Origin of the sequence: Corallococcus sp. AB045 (assembly GCF_003668895.1) — a bacterium.
Taxonomy (GTDB): domain Bacteria; phylum Myxococcota; class Myxococcia; order Myxococcales; family Myxococcaceae; genus Corallococcus; species Corallococcus coralloides.
In genome coordinates, this window is record NZ_RAWN01000028.1 from 36,281 (window position 1) to 58,585 (window position 22,305).

Genomic DNA, 22,305 nt, shown 5'->3' on the forward strand with positions numbered 1-22,305 from the left:
CGTGGGCTCCCGACAGCCACCCCATGTGAGGCTGCTCCACACCAAGAGGAAGAATGCAGGGTTACGGGAACAGGCTGGCGAGCGTAGCGGAATATTCCACCCAGGGCGTCTGAATGGCCTCATGATAGCTTCTCGCGGTTTTTGCGAAGGACTCCCCTCCACCGGAGCCGATTCGAACGTGCCGCCGCTTTCCGCCGGCTTCCAGTTCGGCAAGTACAAGCTGCTCGAGCGCATCGCGACGGGCGGCATGGCGGAGATCTACCGCGCCCGGATGACGGCGGTGGCGGGCGTGACGAAGCCGGTGGTCATCAAGAAGATCCTCCCGGGCTACGCGGACGACAGCGCGTTCGTGTCCATGTTCATCAACGAGGCGCGCATCGCGCTGGGGCTGTCGCACGGCAACATCGCGCAGATCTTCGACTTCGGGGAGGTGGAGGGCGAGTACTTCCTCGCGATGGAGTGGGTGGACGGCCATCCGCTCTCGCACGTGCTGCGCCGCGCGCGGGAGAAGGGGCTGCCCGCGCTGCCGCCGCCCCTGGCGGTGCTGGTGGCCATCGACATGCTCCGGGGGCTGGCGTACGCGCACACGCGGCTGGATGACAACGGCCGCCCGCTGCACATCGTCCACCGGGACGTGAGCCCGCAGAACGTGCTCCTCTCCTTCGAGGGGCAGGTGAAGCTGGTGGACTTCGGCATCGCGCGGGCGCGGCTCGCCGGGCGCTCCGACACGAAGGTGGACCCCGCGAAGGGCAAGTACGTCTACTTCGCGCCGGAGCAGGCGCGCGGCGAGGCGCTGGACGCGCGCACGGACGTGTTCGCCGCGGGCACGGTCCTCTACGAGATGCTCTGCGGACGGCGCCCCTTCGAGGGCTCGCTCCAGGACGTGCTGCGCAAGATTTCCCAGGGCGACTTCCCCCGCCCGCGCGAGTGGGTGCCGAACATCCCGGCCGCGCTGGAGCGCATCCTGCTCACCGCGATGGCCACGAGCCCGGAGCAGCGCTACCCCACCGCGCAGGCCTTCGCGGAGGCGCTGGCGCGCCAGCTCCACGTCACCGCGCCGGACGTGTCCGCCAGCGACCTGGGCCACTTCATGGGCTACCTCTTCGAGCCGGAGCTCGTGGAGGCCGGCCGCCCGGTACAGCTGCCGCGCGAGTTCGTCGCACGGGTGGGCCGCTGGAGCGGCATCGCCGAACCGCCGCCCATCGCCACGCCCCCGGAGGTGCCCCGCCACGTCTCCGAGCCCGGGGGGGAGCCCCGAGGCGATTTGACGACGCAGCCCCTGCCCCCGCAGGCGATGCCGCCGGAGCCGCCGCCCGCGTGGCACCGCTCCCTGCGCGGCTGGGCGGTGCGCGGCGCGCCGGTGGTGGTGGCGGCGCTCGTGGCCACGTGGCTGGGCCTGGTCATGGGCGGCTCCAACACGTTCGCGGTGGAGCTCAGCTCCTCGCCCCCGGGCGCCACCATCCGCGTGGACGGCCGGACGCTGGCGGAGACGACGCCCACGCTCATCACCCAGCTTCCGTCGGACCGCGACCACGTGCTGGAGGTGCTGCTGCCGGGCATGGTGCCCTTCAGCCAGCGCGTGCACGCCGAGCGCGGCACCACGCTGGCGGTCCATGCGCGGCTCGCGCCGAAGCAAGCGGTCGCGGCGCGCGCCCTGCCCCGCACGGGGCCGGACAACACGCCCGCGTCCATTGCCCGCTATTCCTCTGGAGGCCCGTTCGCGCTCAGCGCGGTCGCGCATGCCCTGCGTGTGCCCCCGTCCCAGGCGGCGCGCATGCGGTTGGATCCGTCCCGCACCTACGGCCTGCGCGTGGAGGGCCGCGTGTCGGTGGGCGGCCCGCTGCCGGTGGCCCAGGCCGTGTACTTCCTGGAGGGCGGCACGGCGCTGGCCGCGCGCGACAGCTTCGGCCTGGTGGGCGCCGACGAGGTGCTGGTGCGCGACGCCTCCGTCCTCTACGTGTTCCTCTGGGACGACCGGCCCGACGACAACCGCGGCGCGCTCCAGGTGCACGTGCGCGAACAGGCGAGCGGCGCCATCACCACCCTGCTCCTGGACGCGCGCCGGCACGCCGTCTCGCTGTCCCCCCACGACGGCTTCACGCTCCGGGAGCTGGATCCGTCCACCACCTACCGCGTCGTGGTGCGTTCGGCCGGGGAACCGGCGCGCACGCGCGGCTTCGGCGGCGGCGAGGTGAACGGCGTGCTCGCGCTGCACGGCGCGGGGCCGTCCCCGGCCGTGGCCCCGGGCACGCTGGAGGTGCTGGAGGTCAATCAGCCCACGGTGATGCGCGGCGCGAGCTGGCTGCGGCTCGCGTTCCCGGATGACGACGTCCACGACAACTCCGGCGGCCTCACGCTGGAGGTGACGCCGGTGGCGCCGCTGCACCAGTAGCGCGCGCGACGGGCCGCTACAGGACACCGCCAGCCTGTAGCCGAAAAATTGATCATCCGGGCGCCGCCCCTACCCTGGGCCGCCACGGAGGACGCTCATGAAGAAGCTGCTGGCGGTGCTGGCCCTGGGGATCGCGGTGATGGCGACGGTGGGACTTTCCACCCGCGTGGACGCACGGCCCGGAAGCACGGCGGACGAGGGGCCGACCGACGCCCAGATCGACGCTGTCCTGGACTCGCAGGCTCACGAGATCATGGCCAAGCTGTTGGAAGCGCAGCGCAGTGCCAACCGGATGACAATGCTTCCCCGGTAATCTCGTGGCATCCGGCGAGGCTCGGTGCTACGACCGGCGCTCGCTTCGGTGCTCATCCCACCCGCCCACGAGGGGGCCATGCCAGAAGGGTCCGCTGCACTCCAGCTCCAGGTTGGAGACCGGGTCGTCTACCCCAACCAGGGGGTCTGCCGCGTTGCCGCCATCGACGTGAAGGAGGTGGCGGGCCAGAGCCTCACCTTCGTCACCATGCGCCGGGAGGAAGACGGCGCGGTCGTGATGGTGCCACAGGGGAAGATCCTCTCCATCGGCGTGCGCAAGGTGGCCAGTCCCGCCGACGTGGAGGAGATCTACGCGTTCCTCCGCTCGGACAGTGACAAGGCCGACCTGGATTGGAAGCAACGCGCGCGCACCAACCTGGACCGCATGACCCAGGGCGGCATCCTGGGGCTGGCGGAGGTCGTCAAGGGACTCCAGGTCCTCAGTGAGCTGCGGCCGCTGCCCACCAAGGAGCGCGAGCTCTACGACAACGCCCGGCACCTGCTGGTCTCGGAGGTCGCCGCCGCGCTGGGCACCGCCGAGGCCAACGCCGAGGACTCCATCGACATCGTCCTCTTCCCGCCCGGGAAGGAGCGTCCCAAGCGCACCGCCGCGGAGTTCGCGCGGCCCGGTGGCGACGAGGACGACATGGACCTGGACGGCGACCTCATGGGTCTGGAGGGCGGAGAGCTGGACCTGCCCTCGGACGAGGAGCCGCAGTCCGAGTCCGAAGAGGAGTCCTCCGAGGAAGAAGGCGGCGAGAAGGAAGGCGGCGAGGAGGGGGGCGAGGACGCTCCCAAGAAGCGCGGCCGTCCGCCCAAGGCCAAGCCGGCCGAAGGCGAAGAGCCCGCCGCCCCGAAGAAGCGCGGCCGTCCGCCCAAGCCGAAGCCCGAGGTGGCGGAGGGCGCGGAGCCCGCCGCGCCGAAGAAGCGCGGCCGTCCGCCCAAGGCCAAGCCACCCGAGGGCGCCGCACCCGCGGAGCCCGCCGCGCCGAAGAAGCGTGGCCGTCCTCCCAAGGCGAAGCCGCCCGAGGACGAGTGAACCCCACGGCCCTCCGGCCGCCCGCGTCGCGCCGCAAGCGCGCGCCCGGCACCGCGAGGGCCTTCCCGCCGAGGTGACGCCCCGTGATTCGCGTCGTGACGCTGGACCCCTTCGACGACAAGCAGCTCGCCAAGTTCAACCGCACGCTCTACACGGCCTTCGGCGTGGGCAGCGAGCACAGCGGCTCCGCGGAAGTCCCCGCGGGCATGTCCGAGCCCCTGGACGCGGAGAAGCTGCTCAATGAGGTGACGGGCATCCGGGCCTACAAGGACGACAAGGTGCTGCTGCTCACCTCGCGCAAGCTGAAGGACCGCGACCTGCCCAGCGGCAAGGCGCCCACGTCGGGCTTCGCCAGGTACGGCAAGGACCGGGCAATCCTCTCCATCGCGCCGTTCAAGGACCTGGAGAAGGACTTCAAGCCCATCGCGCGCCACGCGCTGCACCAGCTGGGCACGCTCTGGGAGCTGCACCACTGCCTGGATCCGCGCTGCTCGATGTACCCGCCCTGGACGCCGTCCTTCAATCAGGGCGACCACATCTTCTGCACCTTCTGCCGCGAAAAGAGCGAGCAGAAGATCCGTCTTGCCAAGTCCTAAGGTCCTGCGCGCCCTGCCCCTGGTGGAGCTGGGGGCTTTGTTGCTCGTCGCGCTCGGGTGCCTCGCCTTCCAGCTGAGGCTTCCGGGCCGGCTGCCCACGGACGCGGACGAGCGCGCCGTGGCGGACGTGCTGGCCCGCGACGCGCGCCCCGGGGACGCGGTGCTGCTGTTCCCCTGGTGGACCGAGCGCGCCCGCCTCTTCGTGCCTCCTTCCGTGCCCGTGTACGGGTGGCTGGAGTCGGACGGCGCGGATTTGAGCGCGCACCCGCGCATCTGGGTGCTGGGCCAGCCGGAGCTGCCCCGCTCCGACGTGGGCGCATTCGACGCGGCCTTCCAACCCGGCCGCAAGGCGCTGGGCCCCGAGTCGCGCCAGGGCCCGCTGTCGCTGCGCCTCTACGAAAACGGCCGCTACCGCCCGCGCCACTGGGTGGCGAGCGAGTCCGCGAGCGCGGCGCGCGTGTACCTGGAGCAGCCGGACGGCTCGCGCCGGGACTGCCCCTTCGACGGCAAGGTGCACCGCTGCCCCGGCCCACCGCACCTGTACGTGGCGCCGGAGTGGCACGAGATCCTCTACGAACCCCGGCGCTGCCTGTGGATGCACGCGCCGGGAGGGCCGCAGCGGCTGGTGGCCGAGTTCTCCAACGTTCCTTCCGGCATGGGCCTGCGGCTGGAGGGCGGCATCATCTTCGAGTTCGCGCACTCCAAGGACCCGCGCCTGTCCACCTCGTACCTGGGCGTGGATGACGCGGCCACGGGCGAGCGGCTCCTGGACGTGCCCATTCCCCCGGGCCGCGAGGGCGTGCAGAAGGCGGAGGTGGTGCTGCCGCCCGGACCGCCGCGCACGGTGAAGGTCTGGGTGCAGGCGGACAACGCGGAGTCGCGGCAGGTGTGCCTGGACGTGATGGCGCTGGAGCCCGCGGTGGGGGTGAAGCCATGACGGCTCCGGCGACGTTCCAGATGACGGGACGCCCCGCGACGCGCGAGGAGAAGTTCACGGCCCTGGCGCTGTGGGTGCTGGCGTTCGCGGCGCTGTGGAGCACGGAAGCCGCCGTGGGCTTCACGCGCGACGAGAGCGTCTACTTCGCCGCGGCGGAGGGCTATTCGCAGTGGTTCCGGCTGCTGCTGCACTCGCCCGCGCAGGCGTTCACGGACAGCGCCATCGTGCGGTTGTGGGACTACAACCACGAGCACCCGGCGCTGATGAAGACGCTGTTCGGGTTGAGCCACCTGCTCTTCCACGACACGCTGGGCGTGATGCGCGACGCGACGGCCTACCGGCTGCCCGCGTTCGCGATGGCGGCGCTGGTGCCCGCGCTGTGCTTCCTTTTGGGCAGCGCGCTGTACGGCCGCACCGCGGGGTGGTTCGCCGCCCTCTCCTTCCTGCTGGTGCCGCGCCAGTACTTCAACGCGGAGCTGGCGTGCTTCGACATGCCGGTGGCCGCGATGTGGCTGCTCGTCGTGTACTGCTTCTGGCGCGCGCTGGAGAGCACCCGCTGGGGCATCGCGTGCGGCGTGGCGTTCGGACTGGCCATCGCCACGAAGCACAACGCCCTCTTCCTGCCGTTCGTGCTGTCGCCGTTCGCGCTGTGGCGCGCGTGGCAGGCGAGCGAGGGCGCTCCGGAGGCTCGCGTGCGGCTGGCCCGCTTCGTGGGCCTGTTCGCGGCGGTGGCGGTGCTGTACGGCCTGCTGGTGGTGTTCCTGGGCGGGCCCGCCGGGTTCCAGAAGAAGTTCCTGCTCCTGAGCCCGCACACGCTGTTCTTCGTGGGGCTCGCGGTGGGCAGCGTGGTGCTGCTGCGCGACCTCGGGCGGGTGAGCCTGCCGGTGACGCGGGCGCTGGTGCCGCTGGCGGCCATGGCGGTGCTGGGCCCGGTCCTCTTCTACCTGCACTGGCCCTACCTGTGGCACGCGCCGGTGGACCGCACCGCGTGGTACCTGGCCTTCCACGCGACGCACAACCACTACGCCTGGTTCTACCTGGGCACGCTGATGCGCGGGCCGCCCTTCCCTCTCAGCTACGTGTTGGTGAAGACGGCGCTGACGGTGCCCACCAGCCTCTTCGCGCCCATGGTGACGGGCTTCGTGGTGCTCGTGGGCCGCGCGCTGCTCGGCTTGAGTGAGCGCACGCGCGAATGGGTGCGGATGCCCACCGCGGCGGAGGCGCTGGTGGGCGTCAACGCGGTGACGTCCATCCTCATCATCAGCCACCCGCAGGTGCCGCACTTCGGCGGCGTGAAGCACTGGTTCCCGTCCATGCCCTTCCTGGGCATCCTCGCGGGCGCCGCGGTGGCGCGCGGGTGCTTCGCGCTGTGGGAGGTGCTGAAGGCGCGGCGGCCTTCGGTGTCACCGCTGGTGGTGACGGTGCCGGTGTTCGCGCTGCTCATGGCGCCCGCGCTGCTGGGGCTGGTGCGGGTGTTCCCGTACGGCACGGCGGCGTACTCGGAGCTGGCGGGTGGGCTGCCGGGCGCGGCGACGATGGGGATGCAGCGGCAGTTCTGGTCCAGCCACGTCACCGGCGTGCTGCCGTGGATCAACGAACACGCGAAGCCGGGCGCGCGCATCTACCTGCACGAGGTCAACGGCTTCTCGTTCCGCGACTATCAGCGCAACGGCATGCTGCGGCCGGACGTGCGGGCGGTGAACAGCCCGTTCGACGCGGACATCGTCGCGTACCAGTACCACCAGGAGTTCCGCGAGCACGAGTTCCTCACGTGGCAGGCCTTCGGCACGCGCACGCCCGTCACCGGGCTGTACCTGGACGAAACGCCGCAGGTCATCGTCTACCAACGCCCGGAGTAGGTCCCGGCCTGGATGACGCAGGAAGCCATGTGCACGACCGTGCACTCGGCGGCCTCGCGGGCGACCAAGAAAAGCGGACAGGACGGGAAGGCGTGAGGCCAAGGTAGGCTGGCGGTGTCGGCCATTCCACCTTCCCGAGGAGGAACACATGACGCGCTGGACGGGCTTGTTGACGGTGATGGTGCTGGGTGCGGGCGTCGTGGGTTGCGACGACGCGAAGCCACCCGCGAAGGTGACGCGCGCGCAGGTGAAGCGGACGGGCCCCGCGACGATGGAGATCATCCCCGTCGAGGGACAGCTGCCCTACTGCATGCTCTTCACGATGTCCGAGAAGGGCGTCATCCGGCAGCTCACGCTCACGCGAGAGAACCGCTCCATCCGCTGCGACCCGGGCCGCCCCGTCGCCAACACCAGCTTCCGCGTGCCGGTGCAGGAGGGGAAGGTGCGCATCTACGTCTTCTTCTCCGACGAGCGCGTGCCGGCGGGCTCCGTGGCGCAGCAGCTCTACGACTTGCGCGACCGCGAGCGCGTCACCGCCATGGACCTGCGGCTGCCGGGGCGCATCTTCGTGGAGACGCTGGAGTTCACGCCGGAAACAGGCGAGCCGGAGCAGACGGGCGGCATCGTGGGCGCGGGCGGCGTGGTGACCTCCGACGGAGGCACGGCCTCGGACGCCGGCACTCCCGCCCTGACCGTGGAGCCGCTGGCCAACTGACCTCCAGACGCGAAGAGGCCCGAGGGTGGAAATCCGCCCCCGGGCCTCCGTGCTGCTTCAAGCTGAGACACCGTGGCCGCCTAGTTCAGCCAGCCACCGCTGTAGCGGCTGCGTTCCAGCCGGGCCAGGCGCTCCCGCTGCTGCCGTTCGCGCTCCAGCCGCGCCTGCCGCTCGCGTTCCTGACGCTCGCGCTCCAGTCGGGCCTGCCGTTCCCGCTGCTGCCGTTCGCGCTCCAGCCGGGCCTGCCGTTCCCGCTCCTGCCGTTCCCGTTCCAGGCGCGCCTGCCGCTCGCGCTCCTGCCGTTCGCGCTCCAGCCGCGCCTGACGCTCGCGCTCCTGACGCTCGCGCTCCATGCGGGCCTGGTCCTGGCGGCTCACGAGGGGGGTGGCGGCGTGGAAGTCCGCCGCCATCACCGGGGAGCTCGCGACGAGCGCCACAGCCACCACCATCTTCTTGAGCATCGCCTTCATGACCTGCCTCCGTGAGCCGCGTTGTTGCTGCGTTCTGAACCTACTGACGGGGGAGGCCCTGCTTGATTCAACCGCGCCATCGGAAGATGGCCCTGTTGAAACACTCTGAAATCAAACCGGAGTGAAGCCGCTTCGCACGCGGACAGGAGGGTAGGCTCGCGGTCGGTATCCCTCCTTCCCAGGGAAGAACACGTGACGCGCTGGACGGGCTTGTTGACGATGATGGCGTTGGGCGCGGGCTCCGTGCGCTGCGACGACGCGAAGCCCGCGAAGGTGACGCGTGCGCTGGTGAAGCGCACGGGCCCGGCGACGATGGAGATCATCCCCGTCGAGGGACAGCTGCCCTACTGCATGCTCTTCACGACGTCCGAGAAGGGCGTCATCCGGCAGCTCACGCTCACGCGAGAGAACCGCTCCATCCGCTGCGACCCCGGCCGTCCCGTCGCCAACACCAGCTTCCGCGTGCCGGTGAAGGAGGGGAAGGTGCGCGTCTACGTCTTCTTCTCCGACGAACCGGTGCCGACCGGCTGGGTGGCGAGGCAGCTCTACGAGCTGCGCGATCGCGAGCGCATCACCGCCATGGACATGCGGCTGCCGGGGCGCCTCTTCATGGACACGCTGGAGTTCACGCCGGAAACAGGCGGCGTCGCGGACGCCGGCAGCACGGCTCCGGATGCGGGAGCCCACACGCTGTCCGTGGACTCTGGCGCCCGCTGACCTCCAGACGCGAAGAAGCCCGAGGGTGGATCTCCGCCCCCGGGCCTCCGTGCTGCTTCAGGCTGTGACACCACCGTGGCCGCCTAGTTCACCCAGCCGCCCCGGTAGTGCGAGTCGCGCCGCGCCAGCCGCTCCCGCTCCTGCCGTTCCCGCTCCATCCGAGCCAACCGCTCCCGCTCCTTGCGCTCCCGCTCGATCCGGGCCTGGCGCTCCCGCTCGAACCGCTCGCGCTCCAGCCGGGCCTGACGCTCACGCTCCATCCGCGCCCGCTCCTTGCGCTCGCGCTCCAGCCGGGCCTGACGCTCGCGCTCCATCCGCGCCCGCTCCTGCCGTTCCCGCTCCAGGCGCGACAGCCGCTCCCGCTCGTGCCGCTCGCGCTCCATGCGGGACTGGTCCTGACGGCTCACGAGGGGGGAGGCGCCGTGGAAGTCCGCCGCCATCACCGGGGAACTCGCGACCAGCGCCACAGCCACCACCATCTTCTTGAGCATCGCCTTCATGACCTGCCTCCGTGAGCCGCGTTGTGCTGCGTTCTGAACCTTCTGACGGAGGAGGCACCGCTTGATTCAAGCGCTCCAAAGGCACGGGGCCCCTCCCGTTTCCCTCGGAAGAGGCCCCGCTGAAACACTCTGAAATCAAGCCGGAGTGAAGCCGCTTCTCAGTACGCCTCGCGGGCCATGGCCAGCAGGTCCGCCTCTGTCACGGCGCGCGGATTCCCCTGGTGGGACGCGTCCTGGAAGGCCTTCTGCGCGATGTGCTCCAGGTCCTTCTCCTGCACGCCCGCTTCGCGCAGCCGCGTCGGAATCCCCACGGACGCCGCCAGCTTGCGCACGCGGTCGATGGCGTTGGCCGCGAGCACCTCCTCACGCGCGTTGGACGTGTCCCCCAGCGCTGTGGCGATGCGCGCCAGCCGCGCCGTGCAGGCCGCGCGGTTGAACTCCATCACCGCGGGCAGGACGATGGCGTTCGCCAGGCCGTGCGGCACGTTGGAGATGGGCGTGAGCGCGTGCGCCAGCGCGTGGCTCGCACCCAGGCCCTTCTGGAAGGCCATCGCGCCCTCCATCGCGGCCACCATCATGTCCGTGCGAGCCGCCAGGTCGCGGCCCTCCTTCACCGCCGTCACCAGCGAGCGCCCCACGCGCATCACCCCGTCGATGGCCACCGCGTCCGCGAGCGGATGGAAGCCATTGGCGACATACGCCTCGATGCAGTGGGTGAGCGCGTCCATGCCCGTGGCCGCGGTAACGGACGGGGGCAGACCAAGCGTCAGCTCCGGGTCGATGACGGCCGCCTTCGGCAGCAGGTGCGGGCTGAAGATGACCGTCTTGCGGCCCGTGTCCGCCAGCGTCACCACGCCCGAGCGCCCGACTTCAGAGCCCGTGCCCGCCGTCGTGGGAATGGCGATGAGCGGAGGCAGGTCGTCGCGCACGTACTGGCCGCCGCCCTTCGCGTCGTCGTAGCGGCTGAGCGGCGGCTCGTGCGTGGTGAGCAGTTGCACCAGCTTGCCCGCGTCCAGCGCGCTGCCACCGCCCAGGGCGACGATGCCGTCCGCCTTGTGCGCGCGGTACGCCTCCAGGCCCGCGAACACGTCGCGCTCCGTGGGGTTGGGCTCCACGCGGTCGAACACCGCGCAGTCCATCCCCGCGCCCTTGAGCACGTCCGCGACGCGCGCGGCGAGGCCCGCCTTCACCACGCCCGCGTCCGTCACCAGCAGCGGGCGCTTCATGTTCAACCGCGCCGCGTGCGCGGGCAGCTTCTGGAGCGCGCCCGCGCCGAACACGATGCGCGTGGGCCACGCCATCTCCGTGACGCGAGGCTCCGAGGGAATGTCGAAAGGTTTCATGGAAGGTCCTCCTTCAGATGAGCTCCAGGTAGCGCTCCAGCTCCCAGGAGGTGACCGCCCGCTCGTACTGGCGCACCTCCCACTCGCGGGTGCGCACGAAATGGTCCACGAAGCCCTCGCCCAGGATTTCGCGGGCGCGCTCGCTGTTCTTCAAGAGGGCCACCGCGTCCTTCAGGGTGCGGGGCAGCGGCTTCGTGTTCTTCGCCTCGTAGGCGTTGGACAGCACGGGCGCGGGCGGCTCGATTTCGTTCTCGATGCCCCACAGGCCCGCGGCCAGGCTCACCGCCATGCCGATGTACGCGTTCATGTCCGCGCCCAGCTGGCGGTACTCGATGCGCATGGACTTGCCGCTGTCTCCGATGACGCGGATGGCGCAGGTGCGGTTCTCCAGGCCCCACGTCGCGGTGGTGGGCGCCCAGGTGTTCTCCACGCTGCGCTTGTAGCTGTTGATGGTGGGCCAGTAGAGCGCCGTCAGCTCCGGCATCAGCGCCACCTGCCCGCCGATGTAGTGCCGCATCAGCTTGCTCATCCCGTGCTTCTGCGACGGGTCGTGGAAGAGGTTCTCCTCCTCCTTCAGGTTCCACAGCGACTGGTGCACGTGGCCGGAGCAGCCCGGCAGCTTCGGATCCACCTTCGCCATGAAGCACGCGGACACACCGTGCTTCGCGCAGATCTCCTTCACCACCGTCTTGAAGAGCGCCGCGCGGTCCGCCGCCAGCTCCAGCGTGTCGTAGCGGATGGCGGCCTCGAAGACGCCAGGGCCCGTCTCCGTGTGGAAGCCCTCGATGTTGAGCCCGTACGCGTTGCACCCGTCGATGAGCGCGTGCACCAGCGGCGCGTTCATCGACGTGCGCAGCCACGAGTAGCCGAACATGCCCGGCGTCAGCGGCGTGAGGTTCTTGAAGCCCTTCTCATGCAGGCTCTGGGGGCCCTCCTTGAAGAGGAAGAACTCGTACTCCGCGCCGAACTTGGGCAGGAAGCCCAGCTTGCGCGCGCGCTGACCCATCTTCTGGAGCAGCTGGCGAGGGCTCGCCTCGAAGGGCGTGCCATCCGGGTTCACGAAGTCCAACAGGAACGCCGCGGTGTCCGGCTCCCACGGGATGATGCGCGCCGTGGACAGGTCCACCTTCGCGGGCGTGTCCGGGTAGCCCGTGTGCCAGCCCGTCACCTTCGTGTTGTCCAACAGCTCGTCGCCCAGGTCCCAGCCGAAGACGACGTCGCAGAAGCCCATGTTGCTCTTCGCCGCGCTGTAGAACTTCTCCAGCGAGACGTACTTGCCGCGGAAGACGCCATCCACGTCGATGGCGCCCAGCTTCACCTTGCGGACGCCCTTCTCGTCCATCCACCGGCGCAGGGAGTCCATGTCCCCCTGCTGTCCGGGCACCGCTCGCGGCCCTCCCTCGCTGCGCTCCTTCCCTCGGGCCCGGCGGGCCATCGCCGGATGGGTGAGCACCTTGGCCTTGGGACGCGACGCCATGCGGACCTTCCTTTTCTTCGTCATGCGGCGGTGAAGCGGTGGAATGGAATGGAGCGCGCGGGGTGCGTCACGGAGACGGCAACTTCGTCCACACGGCCTTCGTCTGGAGATAGCCATCCAGCGCGTGGTGGCCCAGGTCCTTGCCCCAACCGGATTCCTTGTAGCCACCGAAGGGCGCCGCGTCGTCGAACTCGTTGAAGCAGTTGATCCACACCACGCCGCTCTTCACCTGCTTCGCCAGCGCGTGGGCCTTGGCCACGTCACCCGTCCAGATGGACGCGGCCAGGCCGTACTGCGTGCTGTTCGCCATCGCGATGGCCTCCGCGTCGTCGCGGAAGCGCAGGCAGCTGAGCACCGGGCCGAAAATCTCCTCCTGGGCGATCTTCATGTCCGGCTTCACGTCGCCGAAGATGGTGGGCTTCACGAAGCAGCCCTTCGCCTTGAAGCCCTCCGTGTCGCGGCCACCGCCCGCGAGCAGCTTCGCGCCCTGCTGCTTGCCGCTCTCGATGTAGCCCAGCACCACGTCCATCTGCTTCTGGCTCACCAGCGCGCCCATCTCCGTGGTCGCGTCCAGCGGGTCGCCCACCTTCATCGTGCGCGCCTTCTCCGCGAGCTTCGCGACGAAGGACTCGTAGGCGTCCTGGTGCACCAGCACGCGGCTGCCCGCGTTGCAGGTCTCACCCTTGTTGCCGAAGATGCCCCAGAAGCACGCGTCCACCGCGCGGTCGAAGTCCGCGTCCGGGAAGATGATCTGCGGGCTCTTGCCGCCCAGCTCCAGCGTCAGCTTCTTCAGGTTGCTCGCGGCGGACGCCTGGAGCAGCCGGCGCGCGGTGCGGCCGGAGCCGGTGAACGAAATCTTGTCCACGTCCGGGTGCCGGGCAATCGCCTCGCCCGCGGGGTCGCCCAGTCCGGTGATGACGTTGATGACGCCGGGCGGGAAGCCCGCCTCCAGCGCCAGCGCGCCCAGCTTCAGCGCGGTGAGCGGCGTGTACTCGGATGGCTTCACCACCACCGTGCAGCCTGCGGCCAGCGCGGGCCCCAGCTTCCAGCCCAGCATGCACGTGGGGTAGTTCCACGGCACGATGGCGCCCACCACGCCCACCGGCTCCTTGAGCGCGTAGGTGTGGAAGGGGCCGTCCACGGGCAGCACCTCGCCCGTGATGGTGCTGGCCATGTCCGCGAAGTTCGCGAGCGTCGCGGCGGCCGGCGCCACGTCACCCCGGATGGCGTCCTTGAAGGTCTTGCCGTTGTTCAGCGATTCGACGAGCGCGAACTCCTCGCGGCGCTCATAGAGCAGGTCCGCCAGCTTGCGGATGAGCTTGCCGCGCTCGCGGCCGGTCATCTTCCCCCACGGCCCGGATTCGAAGGCGCGGCGCGCGGCCTTCACCGCGCGGTCCACGTCCGCGGCGGTGCCCGCGGGAACGTCCGCGATCTTCTGTCCGGTGGCGGGATTCACCACCGCGAAGGTGCCCCCTTCGATGGGGTCCACCTGCTGCCCGTCGATGTGCAGCTTGAGGACAGGGAGCTTGGGAGTGAGCGAACGAGCGTCGGTCATGGCGAGGCCTCGGGTGAGCACGGCGCGCGAGCGACCTGGAAGTGGCGGGCACCGGACACGGACGGCTGGACACGGTAGGAATGGGGACATGACGCGGCAACCTGCCCCCATGAAGAACGTCCTCCTGCTGAAAGCCGGCGACGCGGCGACCTCCGTCCAGCTCTCCGTGGGCGACTATGAGCGGTGGTTTCTGCAAACCATTGGACTGTCCGGTCAGCGTTTCGACGTCCTTCCCGTGCACAAGGGCGCGCCCCTGCCGAAGGACGCGAAGGGCTACGACGCGGTGATGATGACGGGCTCGCCCCTGTCGGTGACGCAGCGCGAGCCGTGGATGGAGCGCGCGGGCGCCTTCATGGTGGAGGCGGGCGAGCAGGGCATCCCCGTGCTCGGCGTGTGCTTTGGTCAACAACTGCTCGCGGAAGCCTACGGCGGCAAGGTGTCGCGCAACCCCAACGGCCGCGAGACGGGCACCGTGGAGGTGGCGCTCTCACCCGAAGGCCGCGCGGATCCGCTGTTCAGCGGCCTGCCGGAGCGCTTCACCGTGCAGCAGACCCACGAGGACATCGTCTCGCGCCTGCCGGAAGGCGCCACGGTGCTCGCGGGCAACGCCAACACCGCGAACCAGGCGCTCGCCTTCCGGAACAACGTGCGCGGCGTGCAGTTCCACCCGGAGATGCCCACGGACGCCATGCGCGCGGTCATCCTCGCCCGCGAGGACAAGCTGGAGTCGCTGGCGCGGGAGAAGGGCATCCCCGAGGGCGAGTACGTCCCCCGGCTGTTGTCCGGCATCACCCCGACGCCGCACGCGCACCGGGTGCTGATGAACTTCCTCGAACACTTCACCTGACCGGACCGTCCGGGTTCGGGCCGCGAGTTGGCGCGCGACCTAGCTTTGCTCCGTGTTCCAGGACGGCGGTCCACGCACCGTCCAGGAGGGCGGGGGCTGGGGATGAATCCGTTCGTGCTGCAGTACCGGAAGCTCAAGTGCCAGCTGAAGTACCTGGCCAGCTACGTGGATCTGGATCCACGCGGCAACCAGGTCGTGCGTCGCACGGACTTCAAGCACTGCCAGAAGCCGGTGCTCCTGTTGCACGGCTTCTTCAGCACGCGCCGCGTCCTGGAGGTGCTGGAGCACCGCCTGCGCCGCGAGGGCTACTGCGTCTGGTCCATCCACCTGGGTGGCACCATGGACCGCTTCAACACGCACCGCATCGACGAGCTGGCGCGCAAGGTCCAGGGCAAGGTGGACCGGCTCTACGAGCGCCACCCGGGCATGGGGCCGCTCACCATCATCGGGCACTCCAAGGGCGGCCTCATCGGCACGTACTACGTGAAGCGGCTGGGCGGGGACACGCGCGTGAAGAGCCTCATCACCCTGGGCACGCCGCACCGGGGCACACGCATGGCCTACCTGGGCTGCGCGACGCTGGGCTGGTTCAGCCGCAGCATGTGGCAGCTCACCCCGAAGTCGCGCTTCATCAAGGACCTGGGCGTGGGCGCCTTCCCGCGCCACGTGCGGCTCACGTCCATCTACTCGCGCGACGACGTCATCGCGAAGTTCCCCTCCTCCGTGCTGGACGTGGACGGCCAGCCCAACGTCTTCAACGTGGAGCTGTCCGGCGTACCCCACGGCGAGCTGCTCACGCGCCGGGCCGTGTGGGAGATCATCCAACGCGAGCTGGCCCTGGGCTATGTTGACGGCCCCGTGGCCACACCCGTCGCCGCGCTTCCGCCCCCTCCCCTTCCGGTGGCCCTGCCCGCCGCCGCCAGCCCCTGACACATGCCCTCGCGCTGGGACCACCTCTTCGACCTCAAGCCCGTCGCCCTCGTGGACCACCTGCTGGACGAGGTGGCGCGGCTGCTCGCCAAGGACCTGGAGTCCTGGCCCCCGCCCGTCCAGGACCTGGACCCTGCCACCCTGGGCGAGTTCGCCCCGCTGTTCCAGGAGGCCACCCGGCGCCCCGCCCCGGCCGTCTACACGGAGGCCCTGCGGCTGGCGAAGTGGGACCTGGCCCGCGAGTTCGACGCCTTCGACGACTACGTGCGCAACAAGCGCTACCTGGAGCGGGGCCTGGCCCCCGAGGACCGCGTCCCCCTGCTCTTCCTCACCCGCTGGCTCACCGAACAGATGCTGGGCCTGGGAGAGGCCACCCAGGGCCGCATCAAGCGCCCCCTGATGCGCGAGTGCCTGGACCGCCTGGAGCCCCGGCTGGGCGACCGGTCCCGGCTGCCCCAGGCCTGAGCCCCCGGCCGGCCGCCTGCCTTCATCCGAGAGGTTCCGGACCCTTTGGGGGCATAGGAGCCGGGGCCCACAGGAAGCTTTCCGCCGGGAACTTGTCAGGAGGGAGGCCACTGCCTTAAGCCCGGGTGCATGTCGCAGCCCGTGGAAGCCACCGCCCCCGACGAACGCCGCAAGCGCCTGCTCCTCCTCGCCGGGTTGTGGGTGGCCATCGCGGTGACGCTCTTCGCCCTGCGCTCGGTGGTGATGCCCTTCGCGGGCGCGGCGCTCATCGCGTACCTGGTGCAGCCGCTGGTGGCGCGCATCACGCGGCTGAAGGTGGCCGGCCACACCGTGCCGCGCTGGGTGGCCATCCTGCTCATCTACGCGGGGTTCTTCCTGGCGGTGTACCTCTTCTTCGTCGCGCTGGTGCCGCAGCTCTACCGCGAGGTGGCGCGCATCAGCCGCGAGATGGCCGCCTTCGCCAGCGCGCTCACGCCGGAGCACGTGCAGGGGCACGCGCAGCGCGCGGAGGCGTGGCTCAACACGTACGGCATCCCCGTGGCCCTGTCGGACCGGGCCATGGAGGACGCGGCGGGCGCGTCCGGCGGCTTCAGCATGGCGCTGGACCTGGAGCAGATGCTCACCGACGCGGTGACGCGCGTGACGTCGCTCGCGAAGGAGAACCTGGCGGACATCGTCAACGTGTCGCGCCGCATCGTCACGGAGGTGTTGACCGGCGTCTTCATGCTGTTCTTCATCCTGATGGTCGCCGCGTTCTTCTCCATCGACGCGCAGGCCATCCGCCGCTACTTCGGCACGCTCATCCCCGCGGAGTTCCTGCCGGACGCGAAGACGCTGGTGGCCCGCATCGACAAGTCGCTGTCCGGCGTGGTGCGCGGGCAGGTCACCATCTGCCTGGTGAACGGCGGCCTCACGCTGCTGGGCCTGCTCCTCTTCGGCGTGAAGTTCGCGTTCCTGCTGGCCACCATCGCCACGCTCTTCAGCCTCATCCCCATCTTCGGGACCATCATCAGCTCGGTGCCCATCGTCCTCATCGCGCTGGCGGACGGCTTCCAGAAGGGCGTCGCGCTCCTGCTGTGGATCATCGGCATCCACGCGCTGGAGGCGTACTTCCTCAACCCGAAGATCATGGGCGAGGCCGCGCGCATCCACCCCGTGGTGGTGGCCTTCTCCCTCATCGCGGGAGAGAAGCTCTTCGGCCTCTGGGGCGCGCTGTTCGCGGTGCCGGTGGCCTCCATCGCGGTGGCCTGCTTCGACTACGCGCGCCTCAAGGCACAGCCGCCCCCGCTGGTGGCCGCTCCGGCCCAGCAGGCGGTCGCCGCCACGGACGCCGCCCCTGCGGCCTGAACTTCTCCACCGTGGTGGGATGCGGGCGGTCCCAAGCGTCCACCGGTGGAAAACCTGGGGCTGGCTCCCACTTTCCCCCCTGGCCATCCCGGGGGCGAATGACTAATTCCAGGCACGCCTCCGCCTCTGAGGACGTGTGATGCCCCCCAGCCCCTCACCGGCCCCGGACTACCGGAGCCTGTTCGAAGCCGCGCCCAACCCGTACCTCGTGCTGACGCCGGAGTTCGTCATCATCGGGGTGACGGACTCGTACCTGCGCGCCACGCGGACGCGGCGCGAGGACATCCTGGGCCGCCACATCTTCGACGTCTTCCCGGACAACCCGCAGGACCCGCAGGCCAGCGGGGTGACCAACCTGCGCGCGTCGCTGGAGCGCGCGGTGAAGACGCGCGCCCCGGACGCGATGGCGGTCCAGAAGTACGACATCCCCCGGCCCGAGGAGGCCGGCAGCGGGTTCGAGCTGCGCTACTGGAGCCCGCTGAACACCCCGGTGTTCGGCGAGGACGGCTCGGTGCGCTACGTCATCCACCGCGTGGAGGACGTCACCGACTTCATCCGCCTGAAGCACCTGGACGAGGAGCAGAGCCGCCAGCACGCCGAGCTCCGCGCCCGCGCGGACGAGATGGAGGGCGAAATCTTCCGGCGCGCCCAGCAGATCCAAGAGGCCAACCAGCAGCTGCGCGTGGCGAACGAGCAACTGGGCGAGCTGGACCGGCTCAAGTCGGAGTTCTTCGCCAACGTCAGCCACGAGTTCCGCACGCCGCTGACGCTGATGCTGGGCCCCACGGAGGACCTGCTCGCCGGGCGAGCGGGCCCGCTGTCGGACGAGGTCCGCAAGGAGATGGAGCGGGTGCACCGCAACGCCGGGCGCCTGCTCAAGCTGGTGAACGCGCTGCTGGACCTGTCGAAGCTGGAGGCGGGCCCCCGGGAGGAGCGCTTCGCGCCCACGGACCTGGCCGCGCTGACGAAGGACGCGGCGTCCAGCTTCCGCTCCGCCATGGAGCGCGCGGGCCTCAAGCTCACGGTGGACTGCCCTCCCCTGTCCCAGCCCGTCTACGTGGCGCCGGACCTGTGGGAGCAGATCGTCCTCAACCTGGTCTCCAACGCGTTCAAGTTCACGCTCCAGGGCAGCGTCACGCTGCGCCTGCGCGAGCACGGGCAGCGGGTGTCGCTGGAGGTGGAGGACACCGGCTCGGGCATCCCCGCGCACGAGCTGCCCCGCCTCTTCGAGCGCTTCCACCGCGTGTCGGGCTCGCCGTCGCGCACGGTGGAGGGCAGCGGCATCGGGCTCGCGCTGGTGCAGGAGTTCGCCCGGCTGCACGGCGGCAGCGTGTCCGCGAGCAGCACCGAGGGCGAAGGCAGCACCTTCCGCGTGGAGCTGCCCCTGGGCCACGCGCACCTGCCGCAGGAGCGCATCCGCACCACCTCCCGGCCGCGCTCCGCGGCGCGCGAGGCCACGTCGGCCTACGTCGAGGAAGCCCTGCTGTGGGGCAGCGCGAAGCCCAAGGACCGCACGCAGTCCTCACACCACCAGCACCCGGCGTCCGCGGATGGCCACGCGCTGGCCCCGGTGCCGCGCGCGCGCATCCTGCTGGTGGACGACAACCGGGACATGCGCGACTACATCCAGCGCGTATTGTCCGCCGAGTACGACGTGGAGGTGGCGACGGACGGCGAGAAGGGCCTGGAGGCCGCGCTGGTCCGGCCACCGGACCTGGTGCTGTCGGACGTGATGATGCCGAAGCTGGACGGCATGGGCCTCCTGAGGGCCCTGCGCGCCGCGCCCACCACCCGCGAGCTGCCCATCCTGCTGCTGTCCGCGAAGGCCGGTGAAGAGGCCACGGTGCAGGGCCTGACGTCCGGCGCGGACGACTACCTGGTGAAGCCCTTCTCCGCGGGCGAATTGCTCGCGCGCATCGCGTCCAACCTGAAGCTCGCGAGGATGCGCGGGGAGATGGCCAACGAGCGCGCCCGCGCGGAGAACCTGACGGAAGCCCTGCGCGCCCGCGACGACTTCCTCTCCGTGGCGGCACACGAGCTGCGCACGCCGCTGGCGGCCTTCCAACTGCACCTGGAGCTGGTGGAGCGCGGCCTGGGCAAGGACGCTCCGCCCAAGGCGCTGGAGCGCCTGAAGCAGGCGCGGTCCTTCATCCGCCGGCTGGCGATGCTCGTGGACGTGCTGATGGACGTGTCGCAGATCACCAGCGGCCGGCTGAAGATCACCCGCACGGACGTGGACCTGGGTGACCTGCTGGTGGAGGTGACGCGCTTCGCGGAAGAAGAAGCGCGCCGTGACGGCACGCCGCTCACCGTGGACGTGAAGGGTCCGGTGATGGGCACCTTCGACCCGTCCCGCATCTCGCAGGTGGTGCACAACCTGATCGCCAACGCGCTGAAGTTCGGCCGGGGCCGCCCGGTGGACGTGACGCTCCAACCGGATGGGGAGGTCGTGCGCCTGTCCGTGGTGGACCACGGCATCGGCATCAAACCGGAGGACCGCGAGCGCATCTTCGACCGCTTCGAGCGCGCCGTGTCCACGCACCACTACGGCGGCCTGGGCCTGGGGCTCTGGGTGTCGCGTCAGGTGGTGGAAGCACACCAGGGCCGCATCGACGTGGAGGACACGCCGGGCGGCGGCACCACCTTCCGCGTGACGCTGCCCTTGAGGGATCCGCCAGTGGACGTGGTCAGCGGGCTGGCCGGCTGAAGCAGGCCGTGCGGCCGCCCGCTACTGGCAGGCGGCGGCGCAGCGCGCGTTGCGGCAGGTGGGGATGCACCGGCCGCAGTCCACGCTGTTGGGAGTACACGTCCCGTCGCACCGCACGCCGGTGCAGTCCGGCCCCACGTCGCGGTGGGTGATGGCGGTGCCCTCACCACAGCACGCGTTCGCGACGCAGTCCGAGTCGTCGTAGCAGACCTGGCTGGAGAGCACCGGTGGGGTGTCTCCAATGGGCAGGTCCTCCACCCCCAGGTCGCAGCCCGCCAACAGCCCCAGGGTGAGGCCCGCGACAGCGCGGGCGACAAGAAGAGGGAGGCGGGCACGACGCATGGGGGGCTCCTTGGGCCGGAAGGGAACTACCGGTTCATCGAGCCCAGGAACTCCGCGTTCGCCGCCGTCGGACGCATGTGCTTGAGCACGAACTCCATCGCGTCGATGGGGGTGAACGGGTGGAGCACCTGGCGCAACGCCGTAATGCGCACCAGGTCCGCCTGAGACAAGAGCAACTCCTCCTTGCGGGTGCCGGATTTGTTGATGTCGAGCGTTGGGAAGATGCGCTTCTCCATCAACTTCCGGTCCAGGACGATTTCGGAGTTACCCGTGCCCTTGAACTCCTCGAAAATCACTTCATCCATGCGGCTGCCGGTGTCGATGAGCGCCGTGCCGATGATGGTGAGGCTGCCACCCTCTTCGATGTTGCGGGCCGCGCCGAAGAAGCGCTTGGGCTTGTGGAGCGCGTTGGCGTCCACGCCGCCGGAGAGGATCTTGCCGGACGCGGGCACCACCGTGTTGTAGGCGCGCGCCAGACGGGTGATGGAGTCCAGCAGGATGCAGACGTCGTACTTCTGCTCGACCAGGCGCTTGGCCTTGTCGATGACCATCTCCGCCACCTGCACGTGGCGCGTGGCGGGCTCGTCGAAGGTGGAGGACACCACCTCGCCGCGCACGCTGCGCTCCATGTCCGTCACTTCCTCCGGGCGCTCGTCCACGAGCAGCACGATGAGGTAGACGTCCGGGTGGTTGCGGCTGATGGCGTGCGCGATGTTCTGCAGCAGCACCGTCTTGCCGGCCTTCGGAGGCGCCACGATGAGACAGCGCTGGCCCAGACCGATGGGGCAGAACATGTCGATGATGCGCGTGGTCATCTCCGACGACTCGTGCTCCAGCTTGAGCTTGCGCGTCGGATAGAGCGGCGTGAGGTTGTCGAACAGGATGCGCTCGCGCGCCGCGTCCGACATGGGGTCCGCGAAGTTGACCTTGTCCACCTTCTGCAGCGCGAAGAAGCGCTCGCCCTCGCGGGGCTGGCGGATGGGGCCCGTCACCGTGTCGCCGGGCCGCAGGTTGAAGCGGCGCACCTGCGACGGAGACACGTAGATGTCGTCCGGGGACGGCTGGTAGTCGCTGTCCGCGCTGCGCAGGAAGCCGAAGCCGTCGCTGAGCAGCTCCAGCACGCCTTCCGCGTGGACCTCGAAGCGCTTGTCGGCGATGCCGCCCAGGAGCGCGAAGATGAGGTCCTGCTTCTTCAGCCCCTGGTAGCCCTCGATGCCCGTGTCGTGGGCCATCTTCGCCAGGTCGACGATCTTCATCCGCTTCAGGTCATTGAGCTTGATGACCTGCATCGGGGTGCCGTCGCGCTCGACCTCCGTGATGGCGGGGCCTTCCGCGGACTCCTGCGGGGCGGCCGGAGCGGCCTCCTCTGCGGGCGTCTCCTCCTCCGTGCCGCGCAGCTCCTGGAGCTCGTCGTCACGCACGGGACGGGAGATGGGAGTGAGCACCGGACGGGGCGCTTCCGCGACGACCTCGGGGGCTTCGGCCTCCTCGGCGGGAGCCTCTTCACGACGAGCCGGCGCACGACGCGTCCGGGGAGCGGGCTTCTCCGCCTCCTTCGCCGCCGCGCGCTTGCGCCGGGGCTTCTCCTCGGTGAACACCGGCTGGACTACCTTCTCTCGGGGGGAACGGGCTTTGGCCATGACGGTCTGCGTACGGAAGTAGGGGGGAAGCGCCCGAAGGCTCGGGCAGGCTGTACGCGGGACGGCGATCCGTCCGCGCGGCGCTCGGAAGCACCTTCCAGGGGGCAGCACCACC

20 protein-coding genes are annotated in these 22,305 nt (G+C 70.2%); 13 read left to right on the top strand and 7 right to left on the bottom strand.

Annotated features, from left to right (window positions below):
• Positions 1 to 178: 178 nt before the first annotated feature.
• The 7 genes from D7Y21_RS09530 (at position 179) to D7Y21_RS09560 (ending at position 7,850) form a co-directional block, all read left to right on the top strand.
• Entirely contained in the window at positions 179 to 2,392 is a 2,214-nt protein-coding gene (locus D7Y21_RS09530; RefSeq protein ID WP_120566794.1) for a serine/threonine-protein kinase, read from the top strand.
• Between the two features lie 97 nt (positions 2,393 to 2,489).
• Positions 2,490 to 2,705 carry a hypothetical protein gene (locus D7Y21_RS09535; RefSeq protein WP_120566793.1) on the top strand — a complete coding sequence of 72 codons (216 nt, stop codon included), beginning with the start codon at positions 2,490 to 2,492 and terminating at the stop codon, positions 2,703 to 2,705.
• A gap of 78 nt (positions 2,706 to 2,783) precedes the next feature.
• Positions 2,784 to 3,743: a CarD family transcriptional regulator gene (locus D7Y21_RS09540; RefSeq protein ID WP_121712676.1), complete on the top strand. Its 960-nt coding sequence runs from the start codon at positions 2,784 to 2,786 to the stop codon at positions 3,741 to 3,743.
• Positions 3,744 to 3,826: 83 nt separating this feature from the next.
• Entirely contained in the window at positions 3,827 to 4,339 is a 513-nt protein-coding gene (locus D7Y21_RS09545; protein WP_120566791.1) for a hypothetical protein, read from the top strand.
• Complete coding sequence (locus D7Y21_RS09550) at positions 4,326 to 5,276, top strand: hypothetical protein (RefSeq protein WP_120566790.1); 951 nt, start codon at positions 4,326 to 4,328, stop codon at positions 5,274 to 5,276. The genes D7Y21_RS09545 and D7Y21_RS09550 overlap by 14 nt, the downstream gene beginning before the upstream one ends.
• Positions 5,273 to 7,135, top strand: coding sequence for an ArnT family glycosyltransferase (locus D7Y21_RS09555; RefSeq protein WP_370038365.1), 1,863 nt, complete (start codon positions 5,273 to 5,275; stop codon positions 7,133 to 7,135). The genes D7Y21_RS09550 and D7Y21_RS09555 overlap by 4 nt, the downstream gene beginning before the upstream one ends.
• A 148-nt stretch (positions 7,136 to 7,283) precedes the next feature.
• Positions 7,284 to 7,850, top strand: a complete 567-nt coding sequence (locus D7Y21_RS09560) for a hypothetical protein (RefSeq protein WP_121712678.1) — start codon at positions 7,284 to 7,286, stop codon at positions 7,848 to 7,850.
• A gap of 80 nt (positions 7,851 to 7,930) precedes the next feature.
• On the opposite strand, the gene D7Y21_RS09565 is transcribed toward D7Y21_RS09560, so the two are convergent.
• Entirely contained in the window at positions 7,931 to 8,320 is a 390-nt protein-coding gene (locus D7Y21_RS09565) for an ATP-dependent DNA helicase (RefSeq protein WP_120566788.1), read from the bottom strand.
• Between the two features lie 192 nt (positions 8,321 to 8,512).
• On the opposite strand from D7Y21_RS09565, the gene D7Y21_RS09570 reads away from it, so the two are divergent.
• Positions 8,513 to 9,037 (top strand): hypothetical protein, encoded by a 525-nt coding sequence (locus tag D7Y21_RS09570; protein WP_233591907.1) that lies wholly within the window; start codon positions 8,513 to 8,515, stop codon positions 9,035 to 9,037.
• Positions 9,038 to 9,120: 83 nt separating this feature from the next.
• Here the strand turns inward: D7Y21_RS09570 and D7Y21_RS09575 are convergent, their stop codons facing one another.
• The 4 genes from D7Y21_RS09575 to D7Y21_RS09590 all read right to left on the bottom strand — a co-directional run bounded on the left by D7Y21_RS09575 (position 9,121) and on the right by D7Y21_RS09590 (position 13,912).
• The gene (locus D7Y21_RS09575; protein WP_120566787.1) at positions 9,121 to 9,537 is read right to left on the bottom strand and encodes an ATP-dependent DNA helicase; all 417 of its coding nucleotides are present in this window, start codon (positions 9,535 to 9,537) and stop codon (positions 9,121 to 9,123) included.
• Between the two features lie 158 nt (positions 9,538 to 9,695).
• Complete coding sequence (locus D7Y21_RS09580; RefSeq protein WP_121712680.1) at positions 9,696 to 10,880, bottom strand: iron-containing alcohol dehydrogenase; 1,185 nt, start codon at positions 10,878 to 10,880, stop codon at positions 9,696 to 9,698.
• Between the two features lie 13 nt (positions 10,881 to 10,893).
• A complete protein-coding gene (locus D7Y21_RS09585) occupies positions 10,894 to 12,357 on the bottom strand; it encodes a glutamine synthetase family protein (RefSeq protein ID WP_199724610.1) in 1,464 nt (487 codons plus the stop codon).
• Positions 12,358 to 12,424: 67 nt separating this feature from the next.
• The gene (locus D7Y21_RS09590) at positions 12,425 to 13,912 is read right to left on the bottom strand and encodes an aldehyde dehydrogenase family protein (RefSeq protein WP_121712682.1); all 1,488 of its coding nucleotides are present in this window, start codon (positions 13,910 to 13,912) and stop codon (positions 12,425 to 12,427) included.
• A gap of 88 nt (positions 13,913 to 14,000) precedes the next feature.
• Here D7Y21_RS09590 and D7Y21_RS09595 point away from each other — a divergent pair, with 88 nt between their 5' ends.
• The 5 genes from D7Y21_RS09595 (at position 14,001) to D7Y21_RS09615 (ending at position 20,208) form a co-directional block, all read left to right on the top strand.
• The gene (locus tag D7Y21_RS09595) at positions 14,001 to 14,759 is read left to right on the top strand and encodes a glutamine amidotransferase (RefSeq protein WP_199735387.1); all 759 of its coding nucleotides are present in this window, start codon (positions 14,001 to 14,003) and stop codon (positions 14,757 to 14,759) included.
• A 102-nt stretch (positions 14,760 to 14,861) separates the two neighbouring features.
• A complete protein-coding gene (locus D7Y21_RS09600) occupies positions 14,862 to 15,689 on the top strand; it encodes a triacylglycerol lipase (RefSeq protein WP_120566783.1) in 828 nt (275 codons plus the stop codon).
• Between the two features lie 3 nt (positions 15,690 to 15,692).
• A complete protein-coding gene (locus tag D7Y21_RS09605; RefSeq protein ID WP_120566782.1) occupies positions 15,693 to 16,154 on the top strand; it encodes a hypothetical protein in 462 nt (153 codons plus the stop codon).
• A 129-nt stretch (positions 16,155 to 16,283) separates the two neighbouring features.
• The gene (locus D7Y21_RS09610; RefSeq protein WP_120566781.1) at positions 16,284 to 17,501 is read left to right on the top strand and encodes an AI-2E family transporter; all 1,218 of its coding nucleotides are present in this window, start codon (positions 16,284 to 16,286) and stop codon (positions 17,499 to 17,501) included.
• A gap of 139 nt (positions 17,502 to 17,640) precedes the next feature.
• Positions 17,641 to 20,208 (top strand): ATP-binding protein, encoded by a 2,568-nt coding sequence (locus D7Y21_RS09615; protein ID WP_121712686.1) that lies wholly within the window; start codon positions 17,641 to 17,643, stop codon positions 20,206 to 20,208.
• Between the two features lie 21 nt (positions 20,209 to 20,229).
• Here the strand turns inward: D7Y21_RS09615 and D7Y21_RS09620 are convergent, their stop codons facing one another.
• Entirely contained in the window at positions 20,230 to 20,550 is a 321-nt protein-coding gene (locus tag D7Y21_RS09620) for a hypothetical protein (RefSeq protein WP_014398915.1), read from the bottom strand.
• 26 nt (positions 20,551 to 20,576) lie between these two features.
• Positions 20,577 to 22,190 carry a transcription termination factor Rho gene (gene rho / locus D7Y21_RS09625; protein ID WP_120566779.1) on the bottom strand — a complete coding sequence of 538 codons (1,614 nt, stop codon included), beginning with the start codon at positions 22,188 to 22,190 and terminating at the stop codon, positions 20,577 to 20,579.
• Between the last annotated feature and the right edge of the window lie 115 nt (positions 22,191 to 22,305).